This window comes from Sinomonas albida (genome assembly GCF_004919045.1).
Taxonomy (GTDB): Bacteria; Actinomycetota; Actinomycetes; order Actinomycetales; family Micrococcaceae; genus Sinomonas; species Sinomonas albida.
Window position 1 is genome coordinate 169,026 of record NZ_SWDW01000005.1, and the last position, 16,480, is coordinate 185,505.

Here is a 16,480-nt window from a genome sequence, read left to right on the forward strand (position 1 = left end):
GCTTTCAGGGCCGGTGCGCGCCGGACTAGCGTGGCGTCATGACGACCATCGCGAAGAACATCGTCGACACCCTCGCCGCGAACGGGGTCCGCCGCGTCTACGGCCTCCCCGGAGACTCGCTCAACGGCTTCACCGATGCCCTCCGGGAGACCCCGAGCATCGAATGGGTCCACGTCCGCCACGAGGAGGCCGCCGCGTTCGCCGCGGCCGGCGAGGCGGCTCTCACCGGTGAGGTCGCCGTGTGCGCGGGCTCCGCCGGCCCCGGAAACCTCCACCTCATCAACGGCCTCTACGACGCCAACCGGTCGCGCGTGCCCGTCCTCGCGATCGCCGCGCACATCCCCAGCACGGAGATCGGCTCGAACTACTTCCAGGAGACGCACCCGCAGGAGGTCTTCCGCGAGTGCAGCGTGTACGCCGAGCAGGTCACGGACCCGGCGCAGATGCCGCGCATCCTCGAGATCGCGCTGCGCACCGCCGTCGAGAAGCGAGGGGTCGCCGTCGTCGTCCTCTCGGGGGACGTCGCGCTCACGCCGGTCGAGTCGGAGCGGGTCGCGGTGGTGCGGCGCGCGAGGCCGCGCATCGTCCCGAGCGATGCGGAGCTGCGCGAGGCCGCCGGGCTGCTCAACGCGTCGGACAAGGTCACGATCCTTGCCGGTGCCGGGGTCGAGGGTGCGCACGACGAGGTGGTCGCGCTCGCCGACGCGCTCGGGGCGCCGATCGTGCACGCGTTCCGGGGCAAGGAGTTCATCGAGTACGAGAACCCGTTCGACGTCGGCATGACGGGCCTGCTCGGCTTCAGCTCCGGGTACCGCGCCATGGACGCGTGCGACGTGCTGCTCATGCTCGGCACCGACTTCCCGTACCAGCAGTTCTATCCGGACCACGCGAAGATCATCCAGGTGGACATCCGCGGCGAGCAGCTCGGCCGGCGCGCGAAGCTCGACCTCGGGCTCGTGGGCGACGTCAAGGCCACGGCCGAGGCCCTTCTTCCGCTGCTGGACCGCAAGCAGCGGCGCGCCCACCTCGACGCCTCGCTCAAGCACTACGCGAAGGCCCGCGCCAAGCTCGACGACCTCGCGACGCCCACCAAGAAGGGCCAGGCCCTGCACCCGCAGTACATCACGCGGGTCCTCGACCAGCTCGCCGACGACGACGCGGTCTTCACCGCCGACGTCGGCACGCCGGTCATCTGGGCGGCGCGCTACCTCACGATGAACGGACGACGGCGGCTGGTCGGCTCATTCACGCACGGCTCCATGGCGAACGCCCTGCCCCACGCGATGGGCGCACAGGCCGCCTACCCCGGGCGGCAGATCGTCGCGCTCGCGGGCGACGGCGGGCTGTCGATGCTCATGGGCGAGCTCATCACGATCGTGCAGAACAAGCTCCCGGTCAAGCTCGTGGTGTTCAACAACTCCTCGCTCAACTTCATCGAGCTCGAGATGAAGTCCGCCGGCTTCGTGAACTATGGGACGGGCCTCGACAACCCGAATTTCGCGGCGGTCGCCGGGTCGCTCGGCATGAAGGGTGTCCGGGTCGACGAATCCTCGGAGCTCGAGCGCGGGCTCAAGGAGGCCTTCGCCTATGACGGCCCGGCCCTCGTGGACGTGTCGACGATCCGGCAGGAGCTCGCGATGCCCCCGACCATCACGGCCCAGCAGGCGAGCGGCTTCACGCTCTACGCCCTCCGGACCGTGCTCTCCGGCCGCGGCGACGAGGTGCTCGACCTCGCGAAGACGAACTGGCGGCGGGTGTTCTAGGGGCGCGGGTCGGTCAGGCCGTGGCGGCGTCGAAGGCGTCGCGGGCGTCGAGGATCTTGCGCGAGTGGGTCTCGGCCCAGTCGCGGATCGCGTCGAGGGGGCCGAGCAGGCTCTCGCCGAGCGGCGTGAGCCGATACTCGACGCGCACGGGGACCTCGGCATACACGGCGCGGGCCACGAGGCCGTCGCGCTCGAGCGTGCGCAGGGTCTGGGTCAGCACCTTCGGCGTGATGCCGCCCACGGCCACGCGCAGGGCGCTGAACCGGAGCGCGCCGTCCTTGAGGGCCTGGACGATGAGCGGCGTCCATTTGTCGCCGATCCGCTGCAGGACGACGCGCGAGGGGCACTCGGGGTCCATGACGTCGAAGGCGAGGCCATTAGTGCTTTCCACAAGGTAACCATAGCACTTTGAAGTACTTGGTATCTTCCGGATACTGTGTCGAATGCTGGAGCCAAGCATCGCGGCCGCACGCGTCGCACTCAACGGAAGGACCGCTCATGAAGATCGCCGTCTACGGAGCCACCGGCATGGTGGGAAGCCAGATCGTCGCCGAGGCCGCGCGCCGCGGGCACGAGGTGACCGCGCTGAGCCGCAAGGGGACCGCGGTGGAGGGCGCCGCCGTCGTCCGCGCTGCTGACCTCGCCGACCTCGAGACGTTCCGGTCGGCCGCTTCGGCGAACGACGTCGTCGTCCTGGCAACGGCGCCCGACCGCACCGGCGGCCCGCTCGAGCCCTACCTCGAGGCGCACCGCGCGATCGCGGAGGTCCCGACCGAGGCGCGGCTGTACCTCGTGGGCGGCTTCGGCGGGCTTCAGACCCCCGACGGGACCCGCATCAAGGACCTCCCGGACTTCCCGGCCGAATACAAGGCCGAATCCGACACCGTGTTCGCAGCGTACGAGGTGCTGCGCGACTCCGCCGCCGGCCTCGACGTGACGGTCCAGGCCCCCGCCGCAGTGATCGCGCCGGGCGAGCGCACCGGCCAGTACCGCACGGCCGTTGGGGTCCCCGCGGGCGACTTCATCTCCGCCCAGGACTACGCCGTCGCGACGCTCGACGAGCTCGAGAAGCCGCAGTTCCGCGGAGAGATCTTCACGGCCGCCAACTAGGAGCCCTCCCGGGCGCCGCGTCAGTACGTCGCGGCGTTCGGGAGCAGGACGGGCTTGGACGGCTGCTGGCTGAAGTCGAAGTCGTTCGCGAGGTCGCCGAGCTGGGGGCTGTCCTCCCGGACGTCGGGGCGCGGATCGGGCCGCCCGTCGGTCGCGGGGTCGAGGCGCTGGCCGTGGAGGAACGCGTCCTCGATGAACTTCACATACGCGTCCTGGCTCAGCGTCTGGTGGTCGATGTACCCCTTCTTCGCGTACGGGCTGATCACGATCCCGGGCACGCGCAGGCCGTAGCCGTTCTGGTCCACGGAGGGCGGCGTGACGTGATCGTAGAACCCGCCCCAGTCATCCCAGGAGAGGAAGATGGCGGTGCTGTCCCAGTCGGGCCCGGACATGATCGCGTTGACGAGCCCGGTCACGTACGCCTGCCCCGTGCTGACGAGCGCGGGCGGATGCTCGCTCACGGCGCCCGTGGGGTCGATCCAGCTCACGGCCGGGAGCGTGCCGCCCTTCGCGGCCGCGTAGAAGTTCGTGAGCGACTGGACGTTGCCGAGCTGGCCGTCCTGCTTGACCGTGTCGAAGTAGGGGAGCGGGTTCCAGATGCCGGGCGTCTTCGCGTTCTGGGCCACCGGGGCGCACGTCACGGCGGAAGAGTCGCGGCAGTCGGGCTCGGTGCCGTTGAACACGTAGTACGCCCAGGGCACGTTCTGCGCGTGAAGGAGATACGTCAGGTCGGTCCAGGCATAGTCAGGCGCTTGCGCGGGCTTCGCGGTGCGCTTCCCGAAGTCCGGCGGCAGCCCGGGATTCTGCAGCGCATTGACGCACGACTGCGGGTCCCCCGCCGAGCTGCACTTCGCCGACCACTCCGAGACCATGTACAGGTGCTCGGGCAGGCTCCACGACGCGTTGGGCTCGAACATGTGGTCCTGGAGCGTGTAGTCCTTCGCGTAGGCCCAGTAGTTCGGGATGTCCCGCGCGTCGTGGTAGCCCATGACGTCCGTTGTGGCCGCACCGGCGCACGCGGGGTCGTTCGGCGCGCAGTTCGCGGCCGCGTGCTCGGCCTGGGCTACGAAGCCGTCCATCTTCCCGCCGTCGATGTCGGCCGTCGCGTTGGTCTGGCCGTGCGGGCCGCCTGAGTTCTTGTCCGTCGGGTCGTAGTACGGCTTGACGCACGTCCCGCGGGCCGGGTCCGGGACGCACACGGTCGGCACGCCGTTCTGCATCGGGATCCCGTCGGCGCCGGGGAACGTGCCGAAGTAGCTGTCGAACGAGCGGTTCTCCTGCATGATCACCACGATGTGCTTGATCTTCGCGAGGCCGGGTGTGGCTCCGGTGCTCGGGGCCTGGCGGCTCGCGAGGGTGAAGACCCCGCCCACCGCGATGAGGAGAAGGACGACGGCGCCCGCGGACACCGCGGTCATCGTCCGGTGGGCGCGGACCCACCTCCCGAACCGGCCGCGTGGGAGCGGACCGCGCGGCGGTCTGCTGCCCGCGAGCTGTTGCGGCGGGCGCTCGGGTGCTGGCTCGACCACTGTGCTCCTCCTGTCACCTGAGCCTCACAGGGGCTGAAGCGGCCGGATGGACACAACATACGCCTCCGCGGGGTCCAGAGGCAGGGGTCCAGAGGCAGGGGTCTGGAAAAGACAGCCCGGTCTACGCTGTGCCCGCGTACGGGCGGACGCCGAGCTGAAGGAGCACAGGGCCCATCTGGCGGGCGTGCGGCAGCGAGCTCACGAGCACGTCGTCGAGGGCCGCATAGAACGCCTCGCGGGCGTGGCGGAAGGCCAAGCGGAGGTTGCACTGGAACATGAGCGGGCAGTCGCCGGTGGGCGATTCGCACTCTGTGAGGTCCATGCGAGTGTCGAGCGCGCGCAGAACGCTTCCGACCGTGGCCCGGCGGCCGAGGTCGCTCAGCTGCACCCCTCCGGCCCGCCCGCGGGTGGACTCGACGAGGCCGAGCTCACGCAGGCGCAGTACGGCCTTGCTCACGTGGTTGTAGGGCGTCCCGACCCCCTCGGCGATGGCCCGAGTGGCAAGCGGCTGGGTGCTGTCCGCCGCACTGAGCAACATGAGTGCCCGCAGGCTCACATCCTCGAAGGCAGTCATGCGCATGCCCAGAAGTCTACCGCGACGATGCAAACATTTGTTCAGATAACTCGGGTGTGCCGTAGCAGATGCACGATCAGTCGGACGCCTGGGCTCTCCGACATCGTGCGTCGATACGCTGCCGACACGAGGCGTTTGGGGGTTTCGCCCGCGAGGGGGAGCGCCACGACCCCCTCCGGGAGTGGGGGCCGGCCGAGCCTCGGCACCAAAGCCAGCGCGGCGCCGTCGTTCGCGAGGGCCACATGCGTCGCGAAGTCCGGATCCGTGAAGCCGATCCGCGGAATCGTGCCCTCTGCAGAGAAGAGGCGCATGAGGGCCTCGTGGCAGATGGCGCCCTTGGGGGTCGCGCACCAGGTTTCGTCGAGGAGGTCGCGGCGGTCCAGCACGGTGCGGTCCGCGAGCCGGTGCGAGGTGGGCAGGATGACGTCCGCGACGTCCTCGCACAGCGGCTCGAGGCTCACATGTGCCGGCACCTCGAGCGGCACGGAGTTCCAGTTGTGGACGACCGCGAGCTCCGCGTCCCCGTGGGCCACGAGCTCCACCGCCTCGACCGGGTCGACGCTCGAGACCTCGAGGCGCATGCCCGGTGCCTCTTCGGCGAGGCGGCGGGCCACGTGCCCGAAGAACGCGCGCGTCGCCGTGGAGAAGGAGGCGACGGCGAACGTCCCCTGGGGTGCGTCCTCCGCCGCGAGCATCGACTCGACTCGCTCGATGTCTGCGAGCAGACGCACCCCGTGCTCGACGAGCGCGCGGCCGCGCTCCGTGAGCAGCACGCCCCGCCCCTGGCGCTCGAGGAGGGCTGCCCGGGACTGCCGCTCCAGCTTCTTGATCTGCTGCGAGACGGCGGACGGGCTGAAGCCCAGCGCGTCGGCCGCCGCGACGACCGAGCCGTGCCGCTCAACCGCAGCGAGCGAGCGCAGGGCCTGAAGATCGATCATGAAGCAATCGTAGATGGTTGGTCGCACAAATCACCGCTGGTGCTGAAAGGTTGCTGCGGCGACGATGGAGGGGTGAAACCCCGCCATGCCGCCCTCGCCGCACTCGTCGCCGTCATCTGGGGCGTGAACTTCGTCGCGATCGAGCTGGGTCTCCGGGACGTTCCACCGCTCGTGTTTGTGGCCCTCCGCTTCGCGCTCGTGGCCGTGCCTGCGGTCTTCTTCGTGCCGAAGCCGGCCGTCTCGTGGCGCGTCATCGCGGGCTTGGGGCTGTTCATGAGCGCGGGGCAGTTCGGGCTCGTCTACCTCGCGATGCATTGGGGGATGCCCGCGGGGCTCGCCCCGCTCGTGCTGCAGAGCCAGATGTTCTTCACCATCCTGATCGCCGCGGCAGCCCTCAAGGAACGGCCGACGGCGGCCCAGCTCGCCGGGGTGGGTGCCGGCGCGGTCGGCCTCGTGCTCGTCGCGGTGGGCCGCGGGGCGGTCGCGCCGCTCGGGCCGCTCCTGCTCGTGGTCCTCGCGGGGCTTTCGTGGGGCGTGGGCAACACGATCTCGCGCTCCGCGAAGGGCGTCTCAGGCCTCGGCCTCGTGGTGTGGTCGGCCGCGGTGGTCCCGGTGCCCATGCTCGCGCTCGCCGCGGCGGTCGAGGGGCCGGATGCAGTGGTGGGCTCGCTCGCGCACCTGTCGCTGCCAGCGTGGGTGAGCACGCTGTTCACCGTGCTGCTCGCTTCGCTCGTGGGCTACTCGGCCTGGAACTCGCTGCTCGGGAAGTACCCCGCCGCGGCCGTGGTTCCGTACACCCTGCTCGTGCCGCCCGTGGGGCTCGCCGCCGCGTGGATCGCGTTCGGCGAGGTGCCCCAGCCGCTCGAAGCGCTCGGCGGTCTCGTCCTGCTCGCGGGGGTGGGCACCACGCTCGTCCGGCCCCGCGGCGCGCGTCCGGTGTCCCGCCCGCGGGCCGAGCGCGAGGTCCGCGTCAGTCCGTGAACACCTGGGCGTCGTGCCCATCCGGTTCGACGGGGGCGTAGACGTAGCCGCTCGCGGTCATCTCGTACGGGAGGATGGCGGCGAGCAGACCGCCGTCGCGGTGCTCAGCTGCGGCGTGGATCCCGTCGCTGCCGTGCTCGGGCAGCGTGACGTCGCTCGCGAACGCGATCGCCCGGCAGCCCTCGCGGCCCTGCCTGAGCAGCTCGATGACGTCGGCGAGCATGGCCTCGGCGTCCAGATCGCCTTCGTGCTCGGTGGCTTCCGCGCCCTCGCCGTCCTCCGCCTCGGGTGGGGCGACGAGCACGAGCCGTAGCTCGCCGTCGTCCGCCAGCGTGACGCCGAACGGCAGGAAGCCGCCGTTCTTCTCGAGCTGCTCCTGCGCCATCGCGAGCGCCGTGCCGAGGACGTCGTGCAGCTCGCGCAGCATCGTGTCCTCGTGCGGGTTGCCGGCCACGCCGTCCTCCGTGCTCATGCGCGCACGATCGCGAGGACGCTGTCGCGGAGCGAGTCGAGGGTCTCGCGGTCCTTGGCCTCGCCGTTGAAGCGCAGGTACGGCTCGGTGTTGGACGGGCGCAGGTTGAACCACCACGAGCCATCGGCGGCGGAGAACGTGGTCCCGTCGAGCTCGTCGATCGCGACCTCGGGACCCTCGTACGCCTCGCGCACGCGGGCCACGGCGCCGGCCTTGTCCTCGATTTCCGAGTTGATCTCACCCGAGGAGACGTACGGTTCGTACTCGGCGCCCAGCTCGGACAGCGGTCGGTCCTGGCTGCCGAGCGCGGCGAGCACGTGCATCGCCGCGAGCATGCCGGTGTCCGCGTTCCAGAAGTCGCGGAAGTAGTAGTGGGCCGAGTGCTCGCCGCCGAACACCGCGCCCTCCTCAGCCATGACCGCCTTGATGAACGAGTGGCCCACGCGCGTGCGGACGGGCCGGCCGCCGTCGTGCTGGACGAGCTCTGGCACCGCGCGGGACGTGATGAGGTTGTGGATGATGATCGGCTCGGGCTCGCCGCCAGCCTGCGCGCGGGCAATCTCGCGCCGGGCCACCAGGCCCGTGATGGCTGACGGGGAGACCGGATCGCCGTTCTCGTCGATCACGAAGCAGCGGTCCGCGTCGCCGTCGAACGCGAGGCCCAGGTCCGCGCCGTGCTCGACCACCGCCTTCTGGAGGTCGACCAGGTTCGCCGGCTCGAGCGGGTTGGCGGGGTGGTTCGGGAACGTGCCGTCGAGCTCGAAGTACAGCGGGACGATGTCGAGCGGCAGCGCTGGGAGCAGCGTGTCGCCGAGGACGGCCGGGGTCGTGAGGCCCGCCATGCCGTTGCCGGCGTCGACCACGACCTTGAGCGGACGGATGCCGGAGAGGTCCACAAGCTTGCGGAGGTGTGCCGCGTAGTCCGCGAGGACGTCCCGCTCGGAGATGGTGCCCGGGCGTTCGACGGCGGCCACCTCGCCTGCTGCGAGGTAGGCCTCCGTCGCCGCCTGGATCTCCTTGAGGCCGGTCTCCGACGAGACCGGGAGGGCGCCCGCCTTCGAGAGCTTGATGCCGTTGTACTGGGCCGGGTTGTGGCTCGCCGTGAACGTCGCGCCCGCGGCACCGAGGGAGCCGCACGCGTAGTAGAGCTCGTCCGTGGAGATGAGGCCGATCGTCTCGACGAGGCCGCCGCGCGCGGCCGCACCACGGGCGAACGCGGCGATGAACTCGGGGGAGGAGGGCCGCATGTCACCGCCCACCAGCACGGGCTGGCCGGCGAGGCCGAGGACGTCGACGAACGCCGCGCCCACCGCCTCGACGATCCGCGCGTCGATCGTTTCGCCCACGATCCCGCGCACGTCGTACGCCTTGAAGGATGCGGAGAGGTCGGGCTGCGGCGCCTGGCCGGAGGGAGTGCTCACGTTGCTCGTCACCCGCCTGAGTTTACTCAGTGCCGCGGCCGGGTCGTGTCAGTACGCCTTGACGCGCTGCTCGACGATGAGGTGGACGAGCGCGAAGGTGCCGTCCTCGTCGATCGCGCGGAGCGCGGCGGAGAGGGCCGCCGGGACGTCGGCGTCGCGCTCGACTCGCACACCGAAGCCGCCGAAGGCTTGGGCCATGAGCGCGAAGTCGGGGTTCCTGAGCTGCGTGCCCGAGATGCGGCGCGGGTACTGGCGCTCCTGATGGGAGCGGATCGTGCCGTACTCCTGGTTGTCCATGACGATCACCAGCGGGGTCGCGCCGTACTGGGCCGCGGTCGCGAGCTCCTGCCCGTTCATGAGGAACTCGCCGTCGCCCGCGATGGTCACGACGCGGCGGCCCGGGTAGGCGAGCGAGGCCGCGATCGCGGACGGGATCGAGTAGCCCATGGAGCCGTTGCGCGCGCTGATCATCGAAGCGTAGCGCTGGGTCGGGAAGTAGCGGTGGGCCCAGTTGGTGTGCTCGCCCGCGCCGAGCGTGACCATCGCATCCTCCGGAAGAGTCGGGACGAGATGGGCCATGAGGGTGTCCATGCGGGCCTGCCCGTCCGTCGGCGTGGCCGAGGGCAGCGTGGCGAACTTCTCCTGCTCGGAACGCATGCGCCGCGTCCACTCCGCCCACTCCTCGCGGGCCGGCAGCTCCATGCGGACCAGGTCGCGCACGAACACATCCGGCTTGGCGACGATCTGGTACGAGACAGGGCCGGACCGCCCGCGCAACGACGGATCGATCGTGACGAGGAAGTTCTTCTTGGCCCAGTCCTGGCGGACCAGGAAGCCGTCCGTGATGACGTCGCCGGGGACGGTGCCGACGAAGACGAGGAGGTCCGTCTCCTCGAGCAGGTTGTAGGTCGGCTTGGGGCGGCCGTAGCCGATCGGGCCGACGTACGACGGCGAGCCGAACGGTATGGTCCCCTCGCAGCGCCACTCGGCCGCCGCGGGGATGTTGTGCTCCTCGAGCCACTTCGTGAGGGCGACAGTGCCCTCCTGCGTCCAGTCGTTCCCGCCGACCACAAAGAGCGGCTTCTCGGCCTCGAGCAGCGCGCCCTTGAGCGCCTTCCAGTCGTTGACGGTCATGCCGCCGTTGGCCACGGGGATCTTCGGGTGGATCGCCGCGTCGATCTCCTGCTGGATGATGTCTTCGGGGAGGCCGACGACGACCGGCCCGGGCCGACCGCTCGTCGCCGCGAACATCGCTTCGGCAACGAGCTCGGAGGCCCGCTCAGCGTGGTCGAGCACCATGACGCGCTTGGCGCCCGTGTCGAACCAGGACTTGATGTCGAACTCCTGGAACGCCTCGCGGTCGCGGTGGGCGAACGGGATGAGGCCCACGAACAGGACCATCGGCGTGGAATCCTGCCACGCGGTGTGCAGGCCAACGTGCGCGTTCGCCGCGCCCGGCCCGCGGGTGACCATCGCGATTCCGGGGACCTGGTTCATCTTGCCGTCGGCCTCGGCCATGTACGCGGCGCCGCCCTCGTGCCGGCACACGACCGTCTCGATCGGCGAGCCGTGGAGCCCGTCGAGGACATCGAGGAACGATTCACCCGGGACTACGTAAGAGCGCGTGACTCCATGGGCCACGAGCGAGTCCACGATCACGTGGCCGGCCGACTTCCGGGCCGGCTGCGCCTCGGGTTCCGCAGGGAGGGTGGATTCGGACAGGGGCGGCACCGTTGCCGTCATGAAGACATCCTTTGTAGGGCGCTGAAGTGGTCAGATATCCCAAAGGTAATAGGCGCCGATGTTTCCGCGCAGCGAGAAGTGTCAGACGTCACGGCCATACTGGGAGGGACAGTCCGGAGTGCCAGATCAAGCACTGCTTACCAGCCAGTAGGGGCGATTCATGACGTTTTCTGACACCGGCTCGCCGATCTCGGACGCGCTGCGGGAGGACGCGCTCGGCGTCCTCCGGCGCCTCGTGGGGCGCGACGACGCTGCGTTCCATCCCGGGCAATTCGAGGCGATCGAAGCGCTCGTGGCGCACCGCCGTCGTACGCTCGTGGTGCAGCGCACGGGGTGGGGGAAGTCCGCTGTCTACTTCGTCGCCTCGCTGCTCCTGCGCGCACAGGGCGCGGGGCCCACACTCATCGTCTCCCCGCTCCTGGCCCTCATGCGCGACCAGGTCGAGGCGGCCGCGCGGGCGGGCGTGCGCGCCGTCGCCATCAATTCCGCCAATCGCCTCGAATGGGACGAGGTGCATGCGGCGCTCGCCGCTGATACGGCGGATGTCGTGCTCATCTCGCCGGAGCGGCTCACGAACCCCTCGTTCCGCGAGGAGCACCTGCCCGAGCTGCTCGCACGGACCGGCCTGCTCGTGGTCGACGAGGCGCACTGCATCTCCGACTGGGGCCACGACTTCCGGCCCGACTACCGGCGGATCGCCGCGCTCATCGACGAGCTCCCGCTATCGGTGCCCGTGCTCGCGACGACGGCGACCGCCAATGCCCGCGTCGTGGCCGACGTCGAGGAGCAGCTCGGCGACGGCGTGCTCACGCTGCGCGGTCCGCTCGGGCGCGATTCGCTGCGGCTCGGGGTCCTCCGGCTGCCCGATTCGCGCCACCGGCTCGCGTGGCTGCTCGCGCATCTCGGCGACCTGCCGGGGAGCGGCATCATCTACACCCTCACGGTCTCCGCTGCCGAGGACACCGCGCGGCTCCTCGCCGACGCCGGATACCGCGTGCTCGCGTACACCGGGAAGACCGACACGGCCGAGCGTGAGGAGGCCGAGCGGATGCTCAAGGGCAACGAGGTCAAGGCGCTCGTCGCGACTTCGGCGCTCGGGATGGGCTTCGACAAGCCGGACCTCGGCTTCGTGGTTCACCTCGGCGCGCCGTCCTCGCCCGTTGCGTACTACCAGCAGGTGGGGCGCGCCGGCCGCGGGGCCGCGCACGCTGACGTTCTCCTGCTCCCGGGGCCCGAGGACCGCGACATCTGGCGGTACTTCGCGACCGCGTCCATGCCGGACCGCGACAAGGCACAGGCCGTCATCGACGCGCTCGCGGGCGCGGGGCGGGCTCTCTCCACCGTGGCGCTCGAGGCCCAAGTCGAGCTGCGGCGCACCCAGCTCGATCTCCTCCTCAAGGTCCTCGCCGTGGACGGCGCCGTGGAGCGCGTGGGCGGCGGCTGGCGCGCCACCGGGATGCCGTGGACGTACGACGCCGAGCGGTACCAACGCATTGCGGCCGCCCGAAGCGCGGAGCAGGCCGCGATGGTCCAGTACGAGGAGACCGACGGCTGCCGCATGGAGTTCGTCACGGCGCAGCTCGACGACGAGACCGCCGCCCCGTGCGGCCGGTGCGACAACTGCGCTGGCCGGTGGTTTCGGGCGGAGGTTGACGCCGGGCTGCTCGAGCGCGCGGGCGAGCAACTGCGGCACGCGGGCGTCCCGATCGAGCCGCGGGCGCAGTGGCCGAGCGGCATGGACCGGCTCGGGGTGCCGGCCAAGGGCCGCATCCCGGCCGAGGAGCACCCCGCCGAGGGGCGCGTCCTCGCCCGATTGACTGACCTCGGCTACGGGGGAGCGCTGCGCGAGCTCTTTGCGGCGTCCGCGCCCGACGGCGAGGTCCCGCCCGGGCTGCGCCCCGCCGTCGTCCAGCTGCTTGCCGGGTGGGCGCGGGGCGATTCGGCGGCCGGGCCGTGGGGCGGCGTCGGCCGGCCCGCCGGGGTCGTGGCGATGCCGTCAGCGGCGCGGCCGCGGCTCGTCGATTCGCTCGCGCGCGGGATCGCATCCGCGGGGCAGCTTCCGTTTTTGGGGACGCTCGCGCGGACGGATGCGGCGCGGTCTGGTCAGGCAGGCGGCAACAGCGCTTTCCGGCTCGCCGGCGTGTGGTCCGCGTTCGACGTCGGCGCCGACCTCCGCGCCTCCCTCGCCGGGATCGGGGGCGGGCCTGTGCTCCTCGTGGACGATCTCGTGGACAGCCGATGGTCGCTCACCGTCGCGGGGCGCATGCTGCGCCTGGCCGGCGCCGGTCCGGTCCTCCCGCTCGCGCTCGCCCAGGCGGGGTAGGGAGCGCGGCCCTTCCGTCGGGGGTCACCTTTGGGCCGGCCAGCGCGTTGTAGGGAGGCCTCCGGCGGGTGGTGGGGCTCGCTTTGCGTCCGTCCCGCCGTTCTGGGTAACCTTGGGGAGCTAGCAATAGCTGGAGACGTGCCAGAGTGGCCGAATGGACTTCACTGCTAATGAAGGGTCCGGGGAAACTTGGACCGGGGGTTCAAATCCCCCCGTCTCCGCTAATCTGAGGCCCGGGATCGTTGAGATTCCGGGCCTCAGCTTTTGCCACGCACCTGCTCGGCCCCAAGCCCACTTCCGACCAGCCCACACCGACCCGCGCAAAGGTCGGTGGGAGCAAGATGTCGCAAAGGATCTCGGCCCTTAGGCGGGGGATAGCGGCTTGTCTTCGGTCTCGTCCCTGGGTGGACGGAGCTCGAGCACCCACTCGCGCACGAAGTACACGATCAGTGCCACGGGGACTATGGAGGTGAGGACGACCACGAGGAGCCAGACGAACTGCTTCCTCACCAGCATCCGCAGTGCTCCAGTGATGAATCCCAAGGCGCCGGCGTAGCGCATCCAGTTCACGGATTCGGGGAGATTGAGGGCGGTTCCGCGCATCGTGACTGGGCTGTCCCTCAGAGTTCCGAGCAGGTCGGGGATCGCTACCGCCCACATCACGAGGAATGCTGCGCTGATGGCGGTCGCCAAGACGAGGAACCATCTGCGGTGCGCCATCGAGAAGACCCGTTGAAAGAGCAGCCCCAGACGGGACTGCAGCATGACGAAGAACATTGGGCGAACCTACCTGTACTGAGAATAGGACACCTCTGACATTGAGCGGTTGCGCTTCGCAGGGGAGAGCGAGGCCGCATCTGACCTTGTTGCCATCTGACCTTGTTGCCGCCGCACCCTGAGCGAGCACGGCCAAGCTATCGGCACCTCGCACCACGGAGATTCCGCAAGGGGCTGTCCTCAGTGGCGGCATGTGGTATCTCGGGACATCGGCTATCGTTTGGGCCATGGCACGCAGGGCCACGCCAGAGGACGTCGACGCGATCTGCAGCTCGTTGCCGGAGGTCGAGTTCGGCGTCTCGTGGGGCGACAGGCCGACCTACAAGGTGCCGCGTGGGCCGAAAGGGCGGGGCTTCGTGCTGTACAGGGCACCCCACAAGTCCGCCGTCGATCCGGCCACTGGCGAGCTGTATGAGGATCTGCTCGTGATCGTCGTACCCGACGCCCATGCGAAGGCCGCTCTCGTCGAGGACACATCGATACCGTTCTTCACCATCCCGCACTTCGATGGGTACAACGGCGTCCTCGTTCAGCGGTCACGCCTGGGGGAGATCGACCGGGACCAGCTCGAGGAGATCCTCATCGAGGCGTGGGCGGCCCGCGCGCCGAAGAAGCTGGTCGAGGCGTTCTTCGACGCTCGCCGGGGCGATAGCCGGAGTTGAGGGCTTCGGGGCGATGTCTGGGGGGTCACCCTCCCGCTGGCATGGCTGTCGTGGCAGCTTGAGAAAGGCCGCTACCGCCCCAGCGACCTCCACAGGAACGCCGCGCTGCGGGCTTGGAGCGCCGCGGCTTGGCGGTTGTCGGATGCTCCGGCGTGGCCACCCTCAAGCGCCTCGTGGTACCAGACGTTAGGGATGCCCATGGCCTCCATGCGGGCGGCCATCTTGCGCGCCTGCACCGGCCCGACCCGGTCGTCCGACGTCGCGGTCCAGATAAACGTGTCGGGGTAGTCCACGCCGTCGCGCAGCAGGTGGTACGGCGAGAACGTCCGGATGTACTCCCACTGCTCGGGAACGTCGGGGTCGCCGTACTCGGCGATCCAGGACGTGCCGGCCGAGAGCTTCGTGTACCGGCGCATGTCCAGGAGCGGCACGCCGCACGAGATCGCGCCGAACAGCCGCGGGTAGTTGACCAGCATGTTGCCCACGAGGAGTCCGCCATTCGAGCCGCCCGTGCACCCGAGATGCTCGGGGGAGGTCACGTCGCGCCGGATGAGGTCCTGCGCGACGGCCGCGAAATCCTGGTACGCGCGGTGTCGATTCTCCTTGAGCGCGGCTTGATGCCAGCCCGGACCGTACTCGCCTCCGCCGCGGATGTTCGCTACCACGTACACGCCACCGCGCTCGAGCCACGCGCGCCCCACGACTCCGCTGTATGCGGGCGTCCGTGAGATCTCGAAGCCGCCGTAGCCGCTCAGCTGCGTGGGCGCCGTGCCGTCGAGCACCAAGTCCTTCGGCCCGACCTGGAAATACGGCACGCGCGTGCCGTCCGCGGACACCGCGAAGTGCTGCTCGACGGTGAAGCGGCTTTCGTCGAAGAACGACGGCGCGCGCTTGACCTCGGCGTGGCCCCCGCCTACGGTGCCGCGCAGCAGCGTGGTCGGCGTGAGGAAGCCCGTCGCGACGAGCCAGTAGTCGTCGCCCGAGTCCGGGTCTTCGTCGTCGACCGCGTAGCTCTCAACAAGGTGAAGCGGCGGGCACGCGTCGAGCTCCTCGGCGGCCCACTCGCCTCGGTCCGCTGAGCCGGCGACGCCGGAAGGCGGCGTCAGCACGCGGATCTCGGAGGACACGTCCCGCAGGAGGTTCACGAGGAGGTGGTTCTTGGTCCAGCTCCACGACTGCAACGACGTGTGCTCGTCCGGCGCGAAAAGCACCGTGAGCTCGGTCGATCCGCCGAGGAACGCCTCGAAGTCCGCCGCGAGGAGCGAGCCGCCCGCGTACAGGGAACCCCCGGCCTCCCAGTCGCGCTGCGGCCGGAAAAGGATCCACTCGCGGTGGACGTCGATGTCCACGTCCGTCGGGACCGGGATCTCGAGCCACTCGTCGTTCCACCAGATCGAGTGGCGGACGTCGAAGAAGCTGATCCGATCGCTCGCCAGGAGCCGTTCGAACCCTGGGGTGTCGTCGAATCCTCCGCTCGCCATGAGATGGTCGGCGGGGACCTCGAAGATGACCTCGGCCTCGCTGAGCGCGCCGCCCCGGCGGAGCCGGCGCACGATCCGCGGATACGACGACGTGGTCATGGCGCCCTCGCCGAGCGTCGAGGAGACGATGAGGGTGTCCTCGTCGAACCAGTCGACGCCGCCCTTGGCCGCGGGCAGCGCGAAGCCGCCCGCCTCGGGCGCGACAAAGGCGCGGTCCTCGACGTCGTACTCGCGAACCGCCACGGCGTCGCCGCCGTCGGGGGAGAGGCGGACCATGCAACGGCGCCACGACGTGCCGTCGGCCGGCCGCAGGAAGCCGGCGCCACCCCAGACCCACTCGATGCACTCTTCGGCTGCGAGTGCGTCGACGTCGAGCAGGACCTCCCACTCGATGGCGTCGCTCGTGTAGCTCTCCCAGCGCGTGCGCCGCCACAGGCCCTTGGGATTGGTGGCGTCTCGCCAGAAGTTGTAATACCAGTCGCCGCGCTTCGTGACCATCGGGATGCGGTCCTGCGAGTCCATGACCTCGAGGATCTGGGCCTCGAGCTCGGGATAGTCGCCGGTCTCGAGCAGTTCCTCGGTCCGGGCGTTCTGCTCGCCGACCCACGCGAGCTGGGCCTCGCCGCGGACCTCCTCCAGCCAGATGTTCTCGTCCACGGGCTCGCCGTGGGCGTGGGTCAGGGTCTGCGCCGGATCCGTCATGCGA

14 protein-coding genes and 1 tRNA gene are annotated in these 16,480 nt (G+C 70.2%); 6 read left to right on the forward strand and 9 right to left on the reverse strand.

Annotation, left to right across the window (positions count from 1 at the left end; genetic code table 11):
* The first annotated feature begins 38 nt into the window (after positions 1-38).
* Positions 39-1,763 carry a ubiquinone-dependent pyruvate dehydrogenase gene (gene poxB, locus E6A26_RS06730; RefSeq protein WP_136610417.1) on the forward strand — a complete coding sequence of 575 codons (1,725 nt, stop codon included), beginning with the start codon at positions 39-41 and terminating at the stop codon, positions 1,761-1,763.
* Positions 1,764-1,776: 13 nt separating this feature from the next.
* Here the strand turns inward: poxB and E6A26_RS06735 are convergent, their stop codons facing one another.
* Positions 1,777-2,121, reverse strand: coding sequence for a winged helix-turn-helix transcriptional regulator (locus E6A26_RS06735; protein ID WP_234865178.1), 345 nt, complete (start codon positions 2,119-2,121; stop codon positions 1,777-1,779).
* Positions 2,122-2,261: 140 nt separating this feature from the next.
* Between E6A26_RS06735 and E6A26_RS06740 the strand changes: the two genes are divergently transcribed.
* The gene (locus E6A26_RS06740) at positions 2,262-2,873 is read left to right on the forward strand and encodes an NAD(P)-dependent oxidoreductase (RefSeq protein ID WP_136610418.1); all 612 of its coding nucleotides are present in this window, start codon (positions 2,262-2,264) and stop codon (positions 2,871-2,873) included.
* A 20-nt stretch (positions 2,874-2,893) separates the two neighbouring features.
* Here the strand turns inward: E6A26_RS06740 and E6A26_RS06745 are convergent, their stop codons facing one another.
* From E6A26_RS06745 to E6A26_RS06755, 3 genes are all read right to left on the reverse strand, one after another.
* Complete coding sequence (locus tag E6A26_RS06745; protein ID WP_234865157.1) at positions 2,894-4,402, reverse strand: alkaline phosphatase family protein; 1,509 nt, start codon at positions 4,400-4,402, stop codon at positions 2,894-2,896.
* 121 nt (positions 4,403-4,523) lie between these two features.
* On the reverse strand, positions 4,524-4,982 hold the full coding sequence (locus tag E6A26_RS06750; RefSeq protein WP_136610419.1) for an RrF2 family transcriptional regulator: 459 nt from the start codon (positions 4,980-4,982) through the stop codon (positions 4,524-4,526).
* 35 nt (positions 4,983-5,017) lie between these two features.
* On the reverse strand, positions 5,018-5,914 hold the full coding sequence (locus tag E6A26_RS06755) for a LysR family transcriptional regulator (RefSeq protein WP_136610420.1): 897 nt from the start codon (positions 5,912-5,914) through the stop codon (positions 5,018-5,020).
* 72 nt (positions 5,915-5,986) lie between these two features.
* On the opposite strand from E6A26_RS06755, the gene E6A26_RS06760 reads away from it, so the two are divergent.
* A complete protein-coding gene (locus tag E6A26_RS06760) occupies positions 5,987-6,895 on the forward strand; it encodes an EamA family transporter (RefSeq protein WP_136610421.1) in 909 nt (302 codons plus the stop codon).
* Here the strand turns inward: E6A26_RS06760 and E6A26_RS06765 are convergent.
* From E6A26_RS06765 to E6A26_RS06775, 3 genes are read right to left on the reverse strand one after another with little or no spacing between them, the layout of a single operon-like run.
* Positions 6,885-7,367 (reverse strand): hypothetical protein, encoded by a 483-nt coding sequence (locus E6A26_RS06765; protein WP_211128988.1) that lies wholly within the window; start codon positions 7,365-7,367, stop codon positions 6,885-6,887. The genes E6A26_RS06760 and E6A26_RS06765 overlap by 11 nt on opposite strands.
* Positions 7,364-8,800, reverse strand: a complete 1,437-nt coding sequence (locus tag E6A26_RS06770; RefSeq protein WP_234865159.1) for a phosphomannomutase/phosphoglucomutase — start codon at positions 8,798-8,800, stop codon at positions 7,364-7,366. Before E6A26_RS06770 ends, E6A26_RS06765 begins: the two co-directional genes overlap by 4 nt.
* 36 nt (positions 8,801-8,836) lie before the next feature.
* On the reverse strand, positions 8,837-10,531 hold the full coding sequence (locus E6A26_RS06775; protein ID WP_136610422.1) for a thiamine pyrophosphate-dependent enzyme: 1,695 nt from the start codon (positions 10,529-10,531) through the stop codon (positions 8,837-8,839).
* Between the two features lie 160 nt (positions 10,532-10,691).
* On the opposite strand from E6A26_RS06775, the gene E6A26_RS06780 reads away from it, so the two are divergent.
* Together E6A26_RS06780 and E6A26_RS06785 are read left to right on the forward strand one after the other, a co-directional pair.
* A complete protein-coding gene (locus E6A26_RS06780; protein WP_136610423.1) occupies positions 10,692-12,854 on the forward strand; it encodes a RecQ family ATP-dependent DNA helicase in 2,163 nt (720 codons plus the stop codon).
* 132 nt (positions 12,855-12,986) lie between these two features.
* Positions 12,987-13,075: transfer RNA gene (locus tag E6A26_RS06785), tRNA-Ser, on the forward strand.
* 142 nt (positions 13,076-13,217) lie between these two features.
* Here E6A26_RS06785 and E6A26_RS06790 read toward each other — a convergent pair.
* Positions 13,218-13,631, reverse strand: a complete 414-nt coding sequence (locus tag E6A26_RS06790; protein ID WP_136610424.1) for a hypothetical protein — start codon at positions 13,629-13,631, stop codon at positions 13,218-13,220.
* Positions 13,632-13,858: 227 nt separating this feature from the next.
* Between E6A26_RS06790 and E6A26_RS06795 the strand changes: the two genes are divergently transcribed.
* Entirely contained in the window at positions 13,859-14,293 is a 435-nt protein-coding gene (locus E6A26_RS06795; protein ID WP_136610425.1) for an MmcQ/YjbR family DNA-binding protein, read from the forward strand.
* A 71-nt stretch (positions 14,294-14,364) separates the two neighbouring features.
* On the opposite strand, the gene E6A26_RS06800 is transcribed toward E6A26_RS06795, so the two are convergent.
* Positions 14,365-16,476 (reverse strand): prolyl oligopeptidase family serine peptidase, encoded by a 2,112-nt coding sequence (locus E6A26_RS06800; protein ID WP_234865160.1) that lies wholly within the window; start codon positions 16,474-16,476, stop codon positions 14,365-14,367.
* Between the last annotated feature and the right edge of the window lie 4 nt (positions 16,477-16,480).

Bases quoted from the DNA above. Each gene is read 5' to 3' on its own strand.
- poxB (WP_136610417.1), top strand. From the start codon at position 39: ATGACGACCATCGCGAAGAACATCGTCGACACCCTCGCCGCGAACGGG.
- E6A26_RS06735 (WP_234865178.1), bottom strand. From the start codon at position 2,121: ATGGACCCCGAGTGCCCCTCGCGCGTCGTCCTGCAGCGGATCGGCGAC.
- E6A26_RS06740 (WP_136610418.1), top strand. From the start codon at position 2,262: ATGAAGATCGCCGTCTACGGAGCCACCGGCATGGTGGGAAGCCAGATC.
- E6A26_RS06750 (WP_136610419.1), bottom strand. From the start codon at position 4,982: ATGCGCATGACTGCCTTCGAGGATGTGAGCCTGCGGGCACTCATGTTG.
- E6A26_RS06755 (WP_136610420.1), bottom strand. From the start codon at position 5,914: ATGATCGATCTTCAGGCCCTGCGCTCGCTCGCTGCGGTTGAGCGGCAC.
- E6A26_RS06765 (WP_211128988.1), bottom strand. From the start codon at position 7,367: ATGAGCACGGAGGACGGCGTGGCCGGCAACCCGCACGAGGACACGATG.
- E6A26_RS06775 (WP_136610422.1), bottom strand. From the start codon at position 10,531: ATGACGGCAACGGTGCCGCCCCTGTCCGAATCCACCCTCCCTGCGGAA.
- E6A26_RS06780 (WP_136610423.1), top strand. From the start codon at position 10,692: ATGACGTTTTCTGACACCGGCTCGCCGATCTCGGACGCGCTGCGGGAG.
- E6A26_RS06790 (WP_136610424.1), bottom strand. From the start codon at position 13,631: ATGTTCTTCGTCATGCTGCAGTCCCGTCTGGGGCTGCTCTTTCAACGG.
- E6A26_RS06795 (WP_136610425.1), top strand. From the start codon at position 13,859: ATGGCACGCAGGGCCACGCCAGAGGACGTCGACGCGATCTGCAGCTCG.
- E6A26_RS06800 (WP_234865160.1), bottom strand. From the start codon at position 16,476: ATGACGGATCCGGCGCAGACCCTGACCCACGCCCACGGCGAGCCCGTG.